The organism is Belnapia moabensis DSM 16746 (assembly GCF_000745835.1).
Classification (GTDB): domain Bacteria; phylum Pseudomonadota; class Alphaproteobacteria; order Acetobacterales; family Acetobacteraceae; genus Belnapia; species Belnapia moabensis.
In genome coordinates this window covers 159787-174935 of the sequence record NZ_JQKB01000006.1, presented here as the reverse complement: position 1 = coordinate 174935, position 15149 = coordinate 159787, and the positions used below count along the sequence as shown (strand labels likewise).

Below are 15149 nucleotides of genomic sequence, written 5' to 3'. Positions count from 1 at the left end.
CGCCGTCAGCGGCGGGTCGCGCAGCCCGTCCTGACGAAGGCTTCCTCCGCCGCGGTCAGCCGCTCACCCTGCTGGAACCGGAACAGGGCGCGGCTGCAATTCGGGTCGATGCGCGGCTTCGGCGCAGCGGCCTGGCGCAGCGGTGGCGGGGGTGGTGGCGCCGGGGGTGGCGTGGCAAGCGCAGGCTCCTCCTCCACCGCGGCTGGCGGCGGCGGTGCGGGTGCCTCGGCGACCGGCGCCGACGGCGGCTCCACGGAGCGGAGAACCGGCAGTTCCACCCGTTCGATCGGCGGCAAGCTTTGTGCAACCGGTGGCTCGGGCACAGGCGCAAGTGCGGGCGGCGGCAAGGCGGCCAATACCGGCGCGGGCTCGGGCGACGGGGCAACAGCCACAGGTGGCGGATTGCTCGGCGTCGGGGTAGGTGCCGCCGGCAGCAAGGCGACACCGGCAGCAAGGCAGCAGGCCAGCACCGCGCCGCGTCCCGCCCAACGCGTCCATCGCCGGCGCGGCGCCGGAGCCTCGTCCTCCTCCGCCTCATCCGGCACGGCCGATGCGGGCGGCGGCACTCGCGGACGGCCTGGCACATCCCAGGCCGGATCCCTGGCCAAGGCGGCCTGCACCGCGCCGATCCACCCCTCCGGCCCGCCGAGGCCAAGCGGCGGCAACGCGTCGAAGCCCTCCGCCAGCACATTCGGCAAAGTGCGCAGCATCATCGGGTCCACCCGCCCATGCCAGACCGGCAGCGTGCCCGGGCATCGCTCGGGGAAGCCCGCCGTCTCCAGGGCCCGGCGCAGCCTGGCTTCGGCGTTCGGCGTGGCATTGGGGACGAGGTCGATCAGCGCCAGCCCGACCGTCGGATGGGCAAGCGCCATGCATCCCATCCCAACCCCGGCCGGTCCGCCCAGGCCGAGGCGGCAGCGCCCCACAGCCCGCCAGCCAGGCGGCAAGGCGGCCAGCAATCGCTGCTCCGGTCCGGCCCGCGATGCCATCGGGTCCATTTGCGCCACCTGGTCCACAGCCGCTCCTTTCCGCCCCAACTTGAAAACGACGAAGGGCGAAATCGGTTGCGCTTGCGGCGAGGGAACTGTTCCGCCTGTTGCAGATTGGTCGCTATAGATCGGCTCGCCAGACCCAAAGCCCGGCCAGCAGCCCGGCCAATGCGGCCGGTATCGCAGCGGCGACGGCCCCCGCGCCGAGGTCGCGCGCCAGCGCAACCCAGAGCGCCGCCACGCCGATCCCAACCGCGATGCCGCCGATCAGCGAAGCGCGGGAGGTCTTGATCTGTCCGCCATCCAGCGGCCGGAGCGCGGTCATCGCCCTATTCCGCCGCCATGAGTCGCGGCTTGCCGGCCCGTGGATCGTCCGTGCCATGCCGCACCCGCTTCAGGTCCGGCCGCCGGTGCCGCGCGTCATAGCCGTTCAGCAGATGGCCCAGCAGCCCGCGCTTCAGGTCGCTGGTGCCGAACAACCAATCGGCGATTGGATAGGTCAGGTTGAAATTCCACTCCATCATGATGGCCGTGTCGTGGTGCGCGGCATGGTGGCGGCGGATGGTGTTGATGAAGGGGATGTGCCGGACGATCCGGTCGTCCCTCACATGGCAGCAGAAGTGGAAAAGCTCGTAGTTCAGGTAGAGCGCCGTGTTGGTGATCAGCAGCAGCCACCCCGCGTCCGGCAGGCCCAACGCCCGCAGCGCGAGGCAAGGCACCAGCGAAAGGGCGAGGAAGGTGATCAGCGCATAAGGCGGGAAGAAAACGATGCGGAAGTCCCGCGCATCGTCGATGGTATATTCCGTCTCGGTGAAGAACTGGTGGTGCGCCAGCGTGTGCCGCTTGTAGATACCCATGAAGCCCTTCACGGGCCGATGCATGACGTATTTGTGGATCCACCACTCGAAGAGATTGGCACCGAGGAAGGCCACCGGCACCACCAGCCATTCATACCAGGCCGGAGCGATCACCTGCCGCGCGGCATACCAGATGGCCGCGCCGCCGATCGCGTAGATCAACGCCACATGCGCCCAGCCGTGATAGAGCCGACCGATCTTCGCGCGGAAATCCGCCCGGAAAGCCTGTTGCCGACGCGACAGGCGCTCGCGCTTGAGCGCCTCCGCCGAAAGCTTGTCCGCCATGCCTTGTCTCCACCCGTTGCTGATATATCAGCACCGGGCGAAGCCGAAGGTCAAGGCTCGGGGCCGACCGTGGCGCGGGTGAAGCTCTCGATATAGTCGATCAGCGCGTCGGAGGCCGCCGCCGCTTCCTCCACCAGACCATCGGCGATGGTCCGGGCAAGCCTTGCATGCGCCGCAGCCGCTTCCGGCAGGCCGGCGCTGCGCCGCCAATGGATGAACCAGAAGCGGCGCGACAGCCCATGCATCAAGGCCATGGCCGCAGCGGCGAACTCGTTATGCGCCGCATCCAACAGCAGTAAATTCAACTCACGGTCGAGGCGAAGGAAGCCGGTCTCGTCTCTGGTCGCCGCCGCTGCCTCCATGGCATCCGCGATGCCACGCAGACGGGTGCGCTGCGCGGCATCGGCCCGTCGGGCCGAGGCACGGGCGGTCAGCCGCTCGATCTCACGCCGCACCTCCAGCAGGCGAAGCTGCTCGCGGATGTCGACCGGCGCGACAACGATGCCGCGCCGGGGCATGATGCGCACCAGCCGCTCCCGCGCCAGGCGTTGCAGCGCCTCCCGCACCGGGGTGCGGCCGAAGCCGGACTTGGCGGAAAGCTGCGCCTCGCTCACCACCTCGCCGGGTTGCAGGGCGAGGGTGACGATCGCCTCCTCGATGCTGCGATAGGCTTGTTCGGTCATCGTCGCCGCGGCATCGGCGCTGGTGCGCCGGCGACGGAAGGCGGGGACGCGGCGAGGCGGTGTATGGTCGGGCATTATCGACGATCAGCTTGTGCAGGCGGCACCGGAATCGGCAACCACCCGGTTGACAGGGAAGGACGGCACGGCGACACTGAATGCAAGAGATATATCAAGCCACATATCAGCGGTGGGTCACTGACCGTCGAATGCGTCATTGATATATCCGCCCTGCGGAAAGCCGGGTTTAGGGAGGGTGTTCCAGCGGGTCGAGCGCGCGGTTGGCGGCATTGTCGCCCGCCGTGTGTTCCCTTGCCGGCGCCATGGCGCCGCATCTACAAACACGACAGGGCTGCATCGATATCCTCGGATGTCAGGAGCCAGGCATTGTCGAGCCTGGCCACGACCTCGCGCATGAAAGCTTCGGTCAGCGCCAGGGCGCGTTCCGGGTCGCCGAGATGGTCCATGAGCAAGGCAAGTGCCAGCTGACGCGGCCCGTCGCCCTCATAGGTCCACTCGTAGCCCATCGGGGAGAAGCGACGGAGGTCGAAGCGCGGGTCGAGCGGGGCGCCATCGACTGTCACCTCCGCCCCGGCTAGGCCCCGGCCGCCCTCATAGATCCTCATCCCGCGCAGCTCCCGATTGGCGCGGGACCGAGGTTACGCCATCGCAGTGTGATATGTCACGTGCTGCACCGCACCAATCCATCGACGGCAAGACAGCCCCACTCGCCGCAGATCAGCGGGTTGACCTCCGCCTCCTGGATGCGCGGCCCCGCCTCCGCCACCAGCACCGAGAAGGCGGAAACGGCCCGGGCGACGGCGCCGATATCCGCCCTCGGCCCGCCGCGGAAGCCGTCTAGCAGCGGGAAGCCCTTCAGGCTCCGCAACATCGCCTCCGCCCGCTCGGGGCTGACCGGGGCGAGGTCGAGCGCCACATCACGCCAGAGCTCCGCCTGTATCCCGCCGGTCCCGACCAGGACAAGCGAACCGAACTGCCCGTCCCGCCGGGCGCCGAGGATCAGCTCCACCCCCGGTCGGGACATGCGCTGGATGAGCACCCCGTCCAGCCTGGCCTGCGGCGCATGCTGGCGCGCTGAGGCCATGATGGCGCCGAAGGCGGCTTCCACCGCAGCCCGGTCGGCGAGGTTGAGCTTCACCCCGCCCACCTCGGTCTTGTGCGCAATATCCGGGCTGTCGAGCTTCAGCACCACAGGAAAGCCGAGCCCGGCCGCTGCCTCCGCCGCTTCGGCGGCCGTCGCGGCACGGCGCTCCTCGACCACCGGCACGCCGACCTTGGCGAAGAGCGCCTTGGCCTCCGCCTCCATCAGCACCGCCTCGCCTTTGGGCAGGCCCGCCAGCGCCGCATCGAGGCCCGGCGGCGTCGCCACCGTCCCGGCCGGCTTCTGCCCATGATACTCCAGCCAGAGCCGCACGGCATTCATCAGCCGTCGCATGGAGCGGAACAGGATCAGCTCCGGCACCGAATCCGCGACGACCGCGCCCGGCCCCTCGAGCTGCTCCGGAATCCAGGCAATCAGCAACGGCTTACCGAATTTCCGCGCATAGGGGCGAAGCTGCTCCATCCGCACCTGCGTCGAGGCGTGGTGGGAATAGACCACCGGCATTACCGCGCAACCATATTGCGGGTCGCTCAGCATGGCCTCCATGCAGGCGTCGTAGCTGGCCGGGTTGGAGGCGACCTGTGCAGTAAGGTCGCAGGGGTTGCGCGGCGCGCCGAAATCCGGGATCGCCTGGCGCAGCACGGCTTCCGTCTCCGGCAAGGGCTGCGGCATGGCGAGGCCGAGCGCCTCGGCATGGTCCGCCGCCATGATGCCGGCGCCGCCCGAGGGGGTGATGATGGCCACACCGGGCGCCGTTGGCGGCGGCGCCTTGGCGAAGAGCCCCGCCGTCTCCAGCAGCGCGTCGAAATCCTCCACCTCCACCATCCCGGCGCGGCGGAAGGCCGCCGACCAGGCGGCCGCGCTGCCCGCGAGCGAGCCGGTATGGGAGACGGCCGCCGCCGCCCCAGCCTCGCCGCGGCCGAGCTTCAGCACGACGATCGGCTTGCCCGCCTGCCGCGCCGCCTCGCCGAGCAGCGCCAGCCGGCGCCCGTCGCGCAGCCCCTCCACCGCCAGCGCCACCGCGCGGCATTCCGGCATGGAGAGCTGGTAGGCCGCGAGGTCGCAGACATCGAGGTCCGTCGCATTCCCCGCCGTCGTCATGTGGCAGACGGAGAAGCCGCGCTCCGCCGCCTGCATCAGCGCATAGCCGAGCGCGCCGGACTGGCTGGTGATGGCGACGCCGCCCGGCGGCGCCGTCAGCCGCGCGTACTCCGGCATGAAGGTGACGCCCGCCTTCAGCACATGGTCGACGATGCCGAGGCAGTTGACGCCGACCAGGGGCATGTTCGCCGCGCGGCAGCGGTCGCGCAGCGCCTCCTCCTCCGCGATCCGGTCGGCGAGGCCGGTCTCGCCATAACCCGATGCGAAGGCGATGATACCGCCCGCCCCTTTCTCGATGCAGGCCTCCACCGCCGGCATGATGCCGGTGCGCGGCAGGGCCAGCAGCACGCAATCCGGCGCTTCCGGCAGGTCGGCGATGCTGCCGACGCAGGGGAAGCCATGCAGCTCCTGCCCGGCATATTTCGGGTTCACCGCCCAGACCGGGCCGTCGAAGCCGCGCATGTTGCCGATGCTGCGGGCGCCGAAGCCGATCGGGTCGGCCGAGACGCCGACCACGGCAACGCTGCGGGGAGAGAGCAGGCGGCGCAGGCTGGCGGGATCGCGCAAGGGTTCCGGCCCGCCCTGGCCGTCGGTTTGGTGCTGCAAGGCGTCTCTCCCGATTGGTACTTGGTTCGATCGAGAGGGGCAGCTCCCCTCCCGACCCGAAGCCTATCCCCGCTTACCCCTTCGGCAAAGGCTTCAGCGGCTCCGGCACGCCGGGCGGCAGCGGCACCTGCGCGACGTTGAGGATCATCGCCACGGCCACGTAGTAGCCGCTGACCCCAAGCAGATCGACCACGCCCTGTTCGCCGAAATGCTCCCGCGCCGCAGCATAGGTGGCATCCGAGACCTGATGGGTCGTGTGCAGCTCGGTGCAGAAGTCGTAGACGACGGACTGCCTGGCATCCATGCCCTCCGGCCGGCGTCCCTCGGCGATCGCCTCGGCGATGGCGGGCGGCAGCCCCGCCTTCATCGCCAGCAGGTGATGCGCATACCACTCGAACTGCGCCGACCATGCCCGGGCCGTAACGAGGATCGCCAGCTCGTTCAGCGCCGTAGGAATGGAGCTGTTGAAGCGCAGATACTCGCCGACCTTCTGGAAGCGGTCGGCCAGCTCCGGGCTCCGCAGCAGGGCTGGGAAAGGCCCGCGCAGCCCGCCGCGCGGCCCGCCCGAGATGCCGGCCGCGACGCGCCGCTGCACCTCGGTCTGCCGCTCCTCCGGGATCGGCGGTAGCCGGCCGCTGCGGCCGTCATCGGGTGGAATTGCCGAATCGGAAGCCATTGCCCTGTTTCCTCCGCCCATGGTTCAGGCAGGGATCATCGCCCCGCCCTCCCCGGACGGCAACTTCCCCTATGCCGCGGCCGCCGGCATGGCTAGCTTCGGGGCAACAGGGAAACACGGGCTGGAGGGCTTCTTGGCCTATGCATTGCAGCAGCTGATCAACGGAATCAGCCTGGGGATGATCTACGGCCTGATCGCCGTCGGCTACACCATGGTCTACGGCATCATCGGCATGATCAATTTCGCGCATGGCGACGTGTTCATGATCGGTGCCTTCCTGTCGCTGATCGCGGTGCTGCTGCTCTCCATGGGCGGGATGATGGGCGGACCGGCAGGCATCATCCTGGTGCTGCTCCTCTCGATCGTCATCACCGCCGCCTATGGCTGGGCGATCGAGCGCATCGCCTATCGGCCGCTGCGCGGCAGCTTTCGCCTGGCACCGCTCATCTCGGCCATCGGCATCTCCATCGTGCTGCAGAATTTCGTCCAGGTCAGCCAGGGCGCGCGGGTGAAGCCGATGGAGACGCTGATCCCCGGCGGCGTCGAGGTGATGCGCGAGGACGGCTTCGTCGTCCAGTTCGCCTACACGCAGATGCTGATCATCGGCGTGACGCTCGCCGTGCTCGCCGTCTTCACCATCCTAGTGACGCGAACGCCGCTCGGCCGCGCCATGCGTGCCTGCGAGCAGGACCGCAAGATGGCCTCCCTCCTCGGCATCGACACCGACAAAACCATCAGCCTCACCTTCGTCATCGGTGCGGCGCTCGCCTCGGTCGCGGGGACGATGTACCTGCTGCGCTACGGCGTGATCGACTTCTTCATCGGCTTCCTCGCCGGGGTGAAGGCTTTCACCGCGGCCGTCCTCGGCGGCATCGGCTCCCTCCCCGGCGCCGTCCTGGGCGGGCTGCTGATCGGGCTGATCGAGACCTTCTGGTCGGCCTATTTCAGCGTGCAGTACAAGGATGTCGCCGCCTTCTCCATCCTCGTGCTGACGCTGATCTTCCTGCCCACCGGGCTGCTCGGCCGGCAGGAGGTCGAGAAGGTATGAGGCTGCAACTGGCTCTGAAGGATGCGCTGATCGGGGCTGTCGTCGCCGCCCTGCTCTTCATCCCGCTTGTCGCCCTGCGCACCGATGTCGGCAGCACCGGCGCCCTGACGCTGCGCTATCGCTGGACGGATGCCGCGATCCTCATCGGCCTCGTCTTCCTCGGCCGGCTGGCTCTGGTGCTCTGGACCGGGCGGACGGGCCTCCGCCCCAGCACCTCCGCCGGGCCTTGGACGCTGCGGCTGCAACGGCTCGGCAAGCTGGCGGCGCCCGCCTTCCTCGCCTTCGCCCTGGTGCTGCCGGCCATCCCGGGCATCGACCGCTACTGGCTCGACCTCGGCATCCTGGTGCTGACCTATGTGATGCTCGGCTGGGGGCTCAACATCGTGGTCGGGCTCGCCGGGCTGCTCGACCTCGGCTATGTCGCCTTCTACGCGGTCGGGGCTTATTCCTATGCGCTGCTGGCGCAGTATTTCGGCCTCTCCTTCTGGGTCTGCCTGCCGCTCGCTGGCATCCTCGCCGCCTTCTGGGGCGTGCTGCTCGGCTTCCCGGTGCTGCGCCTGCGCGGCGACTACCTCGCCATCGTGACGCTCGCCTTCGGCGAGATCATCCGTGTGGTGCTGCTGAACTGGGTGAGCCTGACCGGCGGGCCGAACGGCATCAGCGGCATCCCGCGTCCCTCCTTCTTCGGCCTGCCCTTCAGCATGTCGGGCGGCGAGGGCACCTTCGCCGGCTTCTTCGGGCTGGAGCCGTCATCGGTCCATCGCGTCATCTTCCTCTACTACCTGATCCTGGCGCTCGCCCTGCTGACCAACTGGGTGACGATCCGGCTGCGCCGCCAGCCACTCGGCCGCGCCTGGGAGGCGCTGCGCGAGGATGAGATCGCCTGCCGTGCCTTGGGGATCAACGTGACCATCACCAAGCTGACGGCCTTCGCACTCGGCGCCATGTTCGGCGGCTTCGCCGGGGCCTTCTTCGCCACCCGCCAGGCCTTCATCAGCCCGGAGAGCTTCACCTTCATCGAGAGCGCCATCATCCTGGCGATCGTCGTGCTCGGCGGCCTCGGCAGCCAGATCGGCGTCGCCGTCGCGGCGCTCGTGCTGATCGGCGGGACGGAGATCTTCCGCGACCTGCAGGAGTGGCGGATGCTCGTCTTCGGCGGCGCCATGGTCGTCATCATGGTCCTGCGGCCACGCGGCCTCGTCGGCACACGCACGCCCTCCATCGCCCTCGGCAAGCGACGAGCGATCGACGGCAAGCTGGTCGGGGAGGGCCACGGATGAGCCGACCCATCCTCGAGGTGCAAGGGCTCACAATGCGCTTCGGCGGCCTCACCGCCGTCTCCTCCGTGTCCTTCGCCGCCGGGGCGGGCGAGATCACCGCGCTGATCGGCCCGAACGGCGCCGGCAAGACGACGCTCTTCAACTGCGTCACCGGCTTCTACCGGCCGAGCGAGGGTATCATCCGCCTGCACAAGCCGGGCGTACCGCCGACCGAGCTGCAACGCCTGGCGGGCCATCGCATCGCCCGCGCCGGCGTCGCCCGCACCTTTCAGAACATCCGCCTCTTCCCCGGCATGACCGCGCTGGAGAACCTGCTCATCGCCCAGCACAACACACTGATGGCCTCGACCGGCTGGGGCATCGGTGCGGTGCTCGGCCTCTCGGGCTATGCCAAGGCCGAGCGCCAGGCGGTGGAGCTGGCCAAGCGCTGGCTCACCGCCACCGACCTGATGGACCGCGCCGACGACCCGGCGGGCGCCCTGCCCTACGGCCAGCAACGGCGGCTCGAGATCGCGCGGGCCATGTGCACCGAACCCGCCCTGCTCTGCCTCGACGAGCCCGCCGCCGGCCTCAATCCGCGCGAATCGGACGAGCTGGCACGTCTGCTGCTCGACATCCGGGCGGAGGGCACCTCCATCCTGCTAATCGAGCACGACATGGGCGTCGTCATGCGCATCAGCGACCGCGTCGTGGTCCTCGACCACGGCGTGCTGATCGCCGACGGCAGGCCGGCCGAGGTACGCGGCGATGCCAAAGTCATCGCCGCCTATCTCGGCGAGGATGAGGAGGAGGTCACCGCATGACCGCTCCTCTGCTCGAAGTCGACCGCGTCTCCGCCAGCTACGGCGCGGTACAGGCGCTCTCCGATGTCTCGATCCAGGTCATGCCGGGCGAGATCGTCACCCTGATTGGCGCCAATGGCGCGGGCAAGTCGACGCTGCTGATGACCATCTGCGGCGCGCCCAAGCCGCGGGCGGGGCGCATCCTCCTCGGCGGCGAGGACATCACCGGCGAGGCCACGCATCTCACCATGCGCCGCGGCGTCGCCCAGTCGCCCGAGGGGCGCCGCATCTTCCCGCGCATGTCGGTGCATGAGAACCTGCTGATGGGCGCCCAGGCGCTCGTCAAGGGCGACCCGACGCCGCAGCTGGAGCAGGTCTTCGCCCTCTTCCCCCGTCTCAAGGAACGCATCGGCCAGCGCGGCGGCACCCTCTCGGGCGGCGAGCAGCAGATGCTCGCCATCGGCCGGGCGCTGATGTCGAAGCCTCGCCTGCTGCTGCTCGACGAGCCCTCGCTCGGCCTCGCCCCGCTCGTCGTCCGGCAGATCTTCGGCGCCATCCGCCAGCTCAACGAGAGCACGGGCCTCACCGTGCTGCTGGTCGAGCAGAACGCCAACCAGGCGCTCCGCCTCGCCCATCGCGGCTACGTCCTGGTCAATGGCCGCATCACCATGGAGGGTGGCGGAAAGGAGCTCCTGGCCCGGCCGGAGATCCGCGACGCCTATCTCGGCGGGGGTCATGGCTAGAACATTGGAGGGGCGCGGCCCCTTCGCCTAACATCGCAACCAAGCCGTCCCGAGGGCGGCGGCATCAGCAGGGAAAGCACGACCATGCTCAATCGCAGGGGACTCATCGCCGGCACCGCCGGCATCGCGCTGGCTGGCCCGGCCCTGATCCGCCCGGCCTTCGCCCAAGGCAGCGGGCCCATCCGCATCGCCTGCGCCGGGCCGATGACCGGCTCCAACGCCGCCGCCGGCGAGCAGATGAAGACCGGCGCCCAACAGGTCGTCGCCGACCTCAACGCCAAGGGCGGCGTGCTCGGCCGCCAGCTCGCGCTTGAGATCGCCGACGATGCCTGCGACCCGCGCCAGGCCGTCTCCGTCGCCAACCAGCTCGCCGGCCGCAAGGTGGCGATGGTCGCAGGCCACTACTGCTCCGGCAGTTCCATCCCCGCCAGCAAGGTCTACGCGGAGGAGGGCGTGCTGCAGATCAGCCCGGCCAGCACCAACCCGAAATTCACCGATGACGGCGCCTGGAACACCTTCCGCGTCTGCGGCCGGGACGACCAGCAGGGCCAGATCGCCGGCACCTATATCGCCCGCACCTTTCCGGGCAAGAAGGTGGCGATCCTCCACGACAACCAGGCCTACGGAAAGGGCCTCGCCGACGAGACCAAGAAGGCGCTGAACGCCGGCGGCGTGCAGGAGACGATCTACGCCGCTTACAACCCGGGCGAGCGCGACTACAACGCCCTCGTCTCCCGCCTCAAGAGCTCCGGCATCGAGGTGATGTATATCGGCGGCTACTACACCGAGGCCGGCCTCATCCTGCGCCAAGCCAAGGAGCAAGGGATGAACGTGACGATGATCGGCGGCGACGCCCTCGTCACCAAGGATTTCTGGCAGATCACCGGCGCCGCCGGTGAGGGCACGCTGATGACCTTCAGCAGCGACCCGCGCAAGCGCGCCAGCGCCGCCTCCGTCGTGCAGACTTTCAAGGCGAAGAACATCGATCCTGAGGGCTACGTCCTCTATACCTATGCCACCGTGCAGATCTGGGCCGCCGCCGTGACCAAGGTCAACAGCGTCGACGCCAAGAAGGTCGCCGACGCGATGAAGGCGAGCGGCCCCTGGCAGACCGTCCTCGGCGACATCGCCTTCGACAGGAAGGGCGATGTCACCGTGCCGGATTACGTCTTCTATGTCTGGAAGAACGGCGACTATTCGCAGGTTTAGGACTTGAAAAGGGTCCCTTCGGGGGCCCATCTTCCTTGTCGTCGTCAACAACCGAAAGGAGGTGGTCCAGTGTCTCATTGCCATATGCCGCGTGCCCTGCCTGCGGCCTGGATCATCGTCACCGCCACTGCGGAGATGGCTTCCTGAGCCCTGCCTAGGCCGGCAACGGCTGCAGCAATGGAAAGGCCCGGGTGGGAAACCGCCCGGGCCTTTCGCATATCTTTCTTCCGATTTGGTTTCGGTTAAGCTACTTTCCCTATTACGACAATGCTGAAGCAAACGCCTCGTTCTGAAGCTGGACGATACCCTCAGCTGCGACCATAAGCGGAATATTGACGCTGCCGTAAGGCGTGGAGTTCGGTTGCAATGTCCTTTCCTCGCTGGTTCGGTCCCGGTTGGCGGCACGGCCTGGCGGTGGCCGCCCTGTGCGCCCTGCTCGGCCTGGCCGGCTCCGCCTTGCTGTTGCGGTCGGAACGCCAGCGGCTGATAGAGGAGGACGGCTCGCGCCTTGCCGATTTTGCCGGGGTGATGGCGCAGCGCCTCGATTCCGGCCTCGCCGACTGGGCGCGCGACGTCGGCATGCTCGCCCGTTTCGAGGCCTTCGAACGCCAACCGGCGGAGCCCGCCACGGCCCGCCGCCTGCTCGAGGACCTGAAGGCCCGTTCTCCCACCTTCTCCTGGATCGGCTTCACCGGCGCCGATGGCCGCGTCATCGCCGCGACCGGCGGCCTGCTGGAAGGCGTCGATGTCTCCGCCCGCCCCTGGTTCCGCCCCGCCCTCGCCGGCCTGCACCTCGGCGACGTCCACCCGGCGGTGATGCTGGCGAAGCTCCTGCCGGAAGACCAGGGCGGCGGCGCGGATGCCTATTTCGTCGATGCCGCCGCGCCGGTGCATGCGGCGGATGGCAAGCTGATCGGCGTCGTCGCCGGCCACCTCACCTGGCGCTGGGCCGAGGCGGTGCGGCGCGAGATGGCAGCCCTCGCCCCCTGGCAGCCCGCCCCGGTCCTGCGCGTGCTCGGCGCCGACGGGCTGGTGCTGCTCGGCCCAGAGGCCGAGCGCGGCAAGCCCTGGCCCGCCGAGCGCCCCGACGGCGGCTGGCGCGAGGCGAACCTGCCCGGCCAGCCCCCCGCCATCCTCGGCTATGCCCGGGCGGAAGGCGCGCCGGACCGGCCCAATCTCGGCTGGGTGGTGGTGGCGCAGCGCGACCGCGCCACGGTGCTCGCCCCGCTCTGGTCCTTCGGCCTCTGGCTCGGCTGCGGCACGCTCGGCATCGCGGCGGTCGGCGGCGCGCTGGCTGGCCTCTATGCCGGGCGGATGGGTTCCGTCGTCCAGCGCGTGCTTGGCGGCGGCGGCGATGTCGCCCGGCAACTCGAGCAGCTTCGAGACCAGGCCTGGCATGACCCGCTGACGGGCCTGCTCAACCGCGCCGGCTTCGCCGCCTGGCAGCAGGCGCTGCCGCCGCTCGACCAGGGCTGCGCCGTCGTCGCCCTCGACCTCGACGGCTTCAAACCGATCAACGACACCCATGGCCATGCGGCCGGCGACGACGTGCTGCGCGGCATTGGCACCTGGTTCCTGCAGAACCTGCGCGGCGAGGATGCGGCGGTGCGGCTCGGCGGCGACGAGTTCCTGCTCTGCCTCGTCGGTCCGCCCGACAAGGTGGAGGCGGCGGCGCGCGAGGTCGGCATGCGGCTCAATTTCATGCTGCGCGAAGGCGTGCCGACCGAGGTCGGGCGCCTCCGTCTCGGCTGCAGCCTGGGTGTCGCCCTGATGCCCCGGGATGCAACGGCCATGGAGCAGGCCATCGCCAGGGCCGATGCGGCGCTCTACGAGGCGAAGCGGAACAAGCGTCCTGTGCCCCCGGCCCAGGCGGCGGAGTAGGTTTCAGCGCCGGGCGAGCACCGCCACCACCTGGGCGCGCAGCCATTCCTCCGCCGGGTCATGGTCGAGGGCGGTGCGCCACGCCATGCGCATCACCGAATCCGGCGAATCGAAGGGCAGCGGATCCACCGCCAGCCCGCCGCCGGCCTCCGGCGCCATCAGCGCCTCCACCAGCGCGTCGGAGACGGTGCAGAGCAGCTCCGTCCCGAGCAGCACCTGGCGCAGCAGGCCGTATTCCGGCACGCCGAGCACCACCCGCCGGCTGCGCCCCAACCGCTCCAGCGCCGCATCGGCAAAGCCGGTAAGGTCGCCCCGCGGCGTCACCAGCACATGAGGCCGTGCGCAATAGGCCTCCAGGTCGACCGGCGCCGTGTTCGCGCAGCGCAGCACCTGGAAGCGGCCGCGCCGCAGCACCCGCTGCTTCGCCAGCGCCGGCAGGTCGTCCGCCATGAAGCCGAGCGCCAAGCCGATCTCGCCACTCTCCAGCATCCCGGGAATGGTGCGGTAGTTGGCGGCGCGGATCACCAGCCGGCACTGCGGCGCCTGCTGCCAGATGCGGGCCAGCAGCGGCTTCGCCGCCATTCCCACATCATCGGTCCAGCCGATGCGGAAGACCCGTTCATCCGTCGCCGGGTCGAAGGGCACCGCCCCGGCCAGCGCCGCCGCGATCGCCTGCAAGGAGGGCGTGAGGGCATCGAGCAGCGCCTCGGCCCGCGCTGTCGGCTCCAGCTGCTTGCCGTTGCGCACCAGCAGCTCGTCGCGGAAGACCGTGCGCAGCCGCGCCAGCGCCGCCGAGGTGGCGGGCTGCGACAGGAACAGCGCCTCCCCCGCCCGCGTCACGCTGCGCTCCCGCATCAGTGCGACGAAGACCGGCAGCAGGTTGAGGTCGAGCCGGCGGAGTTCCGTCTCTTCGGGCCGCGGCGGCATCGCTGATCAGTCCGCGGCCTTGCCCACCGGGTGGTAGTCCCTGCCGAAATAGATCAGCCCATGCTCATGGTGGCTGCCGCCGCGGATGCCGGCGACCTCGGCGAAGACCACGCAATGCGTCCCCTTCTCGACGATCTCGGCGACCTTGCAGTCGAAGGAGACGACCGCCCCCTGCAGCACCGGCGCCCCGGTGGCGAGGCTCGCCCAGGTCCCGGCGTCGAAGCGCTCCTCCATCGTGCATTTGGTGACGCCGGCGAAGACCATCGCCACCTCCTTCTGCCCGGCGGCGACGACGTTGACGCAGACATTGCCATTGGCCTTCAGCGCCGGCGCGGCCGTGGCATTGCGGTTCATGCAGACGAGGAGGGTCGGCGGCTCATCGGTCACGCTGCACACGGCGCTGGCGGTGAAGCCGCCGCGCCCGGCCGGGCCACCCGTGGTGATGACATTTACCGCGGCACCCAGCCGGGCCATGGCATCGCGGAATTCCTGCTTCGTCACGGACATCAGGGCCTGCCTTGCTGAAGGCCCCGATTTAAGCACGCACCGTGCCGCAGGGAACGGGGGGCGGCCTTTACCGGCAGACCGGACGCCGCGGGTCGAGCTGCATTACCCAGCACGCCGCCTCGGCGGAATGGGCGGCGAGGCGGGAGACGGAGGTGGAAAGCGGCGGCAGCTCCGCCTCCGCCGGCGAGAAGGACGCCAACATGGCGAGCCCGTCGATCCCATCGCTCCCGCCGGCCGTGCCCGCATGCAGCGCGGCCAGCTTCGGCGCGAAGGCGAAGCCGAGGCCAAGCGCCAGCAGGACGCCCAGGCTGGCCAGCCTCGCCCTGGGCTTCGGCTCCGCGGACGGTGCTGCGGCCGCTACCGGCACCGGCACCGGGCTCCGGCGGTCATAGTCCCGCCAGACGCTTTCCCATTCGTCATCAACCATACCGGTCTGACCACCCGCAGCCATATCG

Annotated in this window: 16 protein-coding genes; 6 read left to right on the top strand and 10 right to left on the bottom strand. The window is 69.6% G+C overall.

Annotation, left to right across the window (positions count from 1 at the left end; genetic code table 11):
- Window positions 1-5: 5 nt before the first annotated feature.
- The 7 genes from EP26_RS31705 to EP26_RS05875 all read right to left on the bottom strand — a co-directional run bounded on the left by EP26_RS31705 (window position 6) and on the right by EP26_RS05875 (window position 6317).
- Window positions 6-872 (bottom strand): hypothetical protein, encoded by an 867-nt coding sequence (locus tag EP26_RS31705; RefSeq protein WP_052388851.1) that lies wholly within the window; start codon window positions 870-872, stop codon window positions 6-8.
- 238 nt (window positions 873-1110) lie between these two features.
- Entirely contained in the window at window positions 1111-1314 is a 204-nt protein-coding gene (locus EP26_RS05900) for a hypothetical protein (protein ID WP_043336819.1), read from the bottom strand.
- Between the two features lie 4 nt (window positions 1315-1318).
- Window positions 1319-2131: a sterol desaturase family protein gene (locus EP26_RS05895; protein ID WP_052388850.1), complete on the bottom strand. Its 813-nt coding sequence runs from the start codon at window positions 2129-2131 to the stop codon at window positions 1319-1321.
- A gap of 50 nt (window positions 2132-2181) precedes the next feature.
- The gene (locus EP26_RS05890) at window positions 2182-2889 is read right to left on the bottom strand and encodes a GntR family transcriptional regulator (RefSeq protein WP_211259383.1); all 708 of its coding nucleotides are present in this window, start codon (window positions 2887-2889) and stop codon (window positions 2182-2184) included.
- A 257-nt stretch (window positions 2890-3146) separates the two neighbouring features.
- On the bottom strand, window positions 3147-3437 hold the full coding sequence (locus EP26_RS05885; RefSeq protein ID WP_043336817.1) for a DUF6166 domain-containing protein: 291 nt from the start codon (window positions 3435-3437) through the stop codon (window positions 3147-3149).
- A gap of 56 nt (window positions 3438-3493) precedes the next feature.
- On the bottom strand, window positions 3494-5641 hold the full coding sequence (locus EP26_RS05880; protein ID WP_052388849.1) for an acetate--CoA ligase family protein: 2148 nt from the start codon (window positions 5639-5641) through the stop codon (window positions 3494-3496).
- A gap of 73 nt (window positions 5642-5714) precedes the next feature.
- On the bottom strand, window positions 5715-6317 hold the full coding sequence (locus EP26_RS05875) for a carboxymuconolactone decarboxylase family protein (RefSeq protein ID WP_052388848.1): 603 nt from the start codon (window positions 6315-6317) through the stop codon (window positions 5715-5717).
- Between the two features lie 133 nt (window positions 6318-6450).
- On the opposite strand from EP26_RS05875, the gene EP26_RS05870 reads away from it, so the two are divergent.
- The 6 genes from EP26_RS05870 to EP26_RS05845 all read left to right on the top strand — a co-directional run bounded on the left by EP26_RS05870 (window position 6451) and on the right by EP26_RS05845 (window position 13260).
- Entirely contained in the window at window positions 6451-7365 is a 915-nt protein-coding gene (locus EP26_RS05870) for an ABC transporter permease subunit (RefSeq protein ID WP_043336961.1), read from the top strand.
- Window positions 7362-8645 carry a high-affinity branched-chain amino acid ABC transporter permease LivM gene (gene livM, locus EP26_RS05865; RefSeq protein WP_043336815.1) on the top strand — a complete coding sequence of 428 codons (1284 nt, stop codon included), beginning with the start codon at window positions 7362-7364 and terminating at the stop codon, window positions 8643-8645. Before EP26_RS05870 ends, livM begins: the two co-directional genes overlap by 4 nt.
- On the top strand, window positions 8642-9448 hold the full coding sequence (locus EP26_RS05860; RefSeq protein ID WP_043336814.1) for an ABC transporter ATP-binding protein: 807 nt from the start codon (window positions 8642-8644) through the stop codon (window positions 9446-9448). Before livM ends, EP26_RS05860 begins: the two co-directional genes overlap by 4 nt.
- Window positions 9445-10170: an ABC transporter ATP-binding protein gene (locus EP26_RS05855; protein ID WP_043336812.1), complete on the top strand. Its 726-nt coding sequence runs from the start codon at window positions 9445-9447 to the stop codon at window positions 10168-10170. The genes EP26_RS05860 and EP26_RS05855 overlap by 4 nt, the downstream gene beginning before the upstream one ends.
- Window positions 10171-10254: 84 nt before the next feature.
- Complete coding sequence (locus tag EP26_RS05850; protein ID WP_043336809.1) at window positions 10255-11379, top strand: branched-chain amino acid ABC transporter substrate-binding protein; 1125 nt, start codon at window positions 10255-10257, stop codon at window positions 11377-11379.
- 366 nt (window positions 11380-11745) lie between these two features.
- Window positions 11746-13260 (top strand): GGDEF domain-containing protein, encoded by a 1515-nt coding sequence (locus tag EP26_RS05845; RefSeq protein WP_043336807.1) that lies wholly within the window; start codon window positions 11746-11748, stop codon window positions 13258-13260.
- Between the two features lie 3 nt (window positions 13261-13263).
- Here EP26_RS05845 and EP26_RS05840 read toward each other — a convergent pair whose 3' ends face one another.
- The 3 genes from EP26_RS05840 to EP26_RS05830 all read right to left on the bottom strand — a co-directional run bounded on the left by EP26_RS05840 (window position 13264) and on the right by EP26_RS05830 (window position 15121).
- Window positions 13264-14187 (bottom strand): LysR family transcriptional regulator, encoded by a 924-nt coding sequence (locus EP26_RS05840; protein ID WP_043336805.1) that lies wholly within the window; start codon window positions 14185-14187, stop codon window positions 13264-13266.
- A gap of 6 nt (window positions 14188-14193) precedes the next feature.
- Complete coding sequence (locus EP26_RS05835) at window positions 14194-14694, bottom strand: flavin reductase (protein WP_043336803.1); 501 nt, start codon at window positions 14692-14694, stop codon at window positions 14194-14196.
- 67 nt (window positions 14695-14761) lie between these two features.
- The gene (locus EP26_RS05830; protein ID WP_043336800.1) at window positions 14762-15121 is read right to left on the bottom strand and encodes a hypothetical protein; all 360 of its coding nucleotides are present in this window, start codon (window positions 15119-15121) and stop codon (window positions 14762-14764) included.
- Window positions 15122-15149 lie beyond the last annotated feature (28 nt).

Coding starts and splice junctions, on each gene's coding strand:
- EP26_RS05885 (WP_043336817.1), bottom strand. CDS start 3,437: ATGAGGATCTATGAGGGCGGCCGGGGCCTAGCCGGGGCGGAGGTGACA.
- EP26_RS05900 (WP_043336819.1), bottom strand. CDS start 1,314: ATGACCGCGCTCCGGCCGCTGGATGGCGGACAGATCAAGACCTCCCGC.
- EP26_RS05830 (WP_043336800.1), bottom strand. CDS start 15,121: ATGGTTGATGACGAATGGGAAAGCGTCTGGCGGGACTATGACCGCCGG.
- EP26_RS05835 (WP_043336803.1), bottom strand. CDS start 14,694: ATGTCCGTGACGAAGCAGGAATTCCGCGATGCCATGGCCCGGCTGGGT.
- EP26_RS05895 (WP_052388850.1), bottom strand. CDS start 2,131: ATGGCGGACAAGCTTTCGGCGGAGGCGCTCAAGCGCGAGCGCCTGTCG.
- EP26_RS05860 (WP_043336814.1), top strand. CDS start 8,642: ATGAGCCGACCCATCCTCGAGGTGCAAGGGCTCACAATGCGCTTCGGC.
- livM (WP_043336815.1), top strand. CDS start 7,362: ATGAGGCTGCAACTGGCTCTGAAGGATGCGCTGATCGGGGCTGTCGTC.
- EP26_RS05850 (WP_043336809.1), top strand. CDS start 10,255: ATGCTCAATCGCAGGGGACTCATCGCCGGCACCGCCGGCATCGCGCTG.
- EP26_RS31705 (WP_052388851.1), bottom strand. CDS start 872: ATGGCGCTTGCCCATCCGACGGTCGGGCTGGCGCTGATCGACCTCGTC.
- EP26_RS05840 (WP_043336805.1), bottom strand. CDS start 14,187: ATGCCGCCGCGGCCCGAAGAGACGGAACTCCGCCGGCTCGACCTCAAC.
- EP26_RS05875 (WP_052388848.1), bottom strand. CDS start 6,317: ATGGCTTCCGATTCGGCAATTCCACCCGATGACGGCCGCAGCGGCCGG.
- EP26_RS05845 (WP_043336807.1), top strand. CDS start 11,746: ATGTCCTTTCCTCGCTGGTTCGGTCCCGGTTGGCGGCACGGCCTGGCG.
- EP26_RS05890 (WP_211259383.1), bottom strand. CDS start 2,889: ATGCCCGACCATACACCGCCTCGCCGCGTCCCCGCCTTCCGTCGCCGG.
- EP26_RS05855 (WP_043336812.1), top strand. CDS start 9,445: ATGACCGCTCCTCTGCTCGAAGTCGACCGCGTCTCCGCCAGCTACGGC.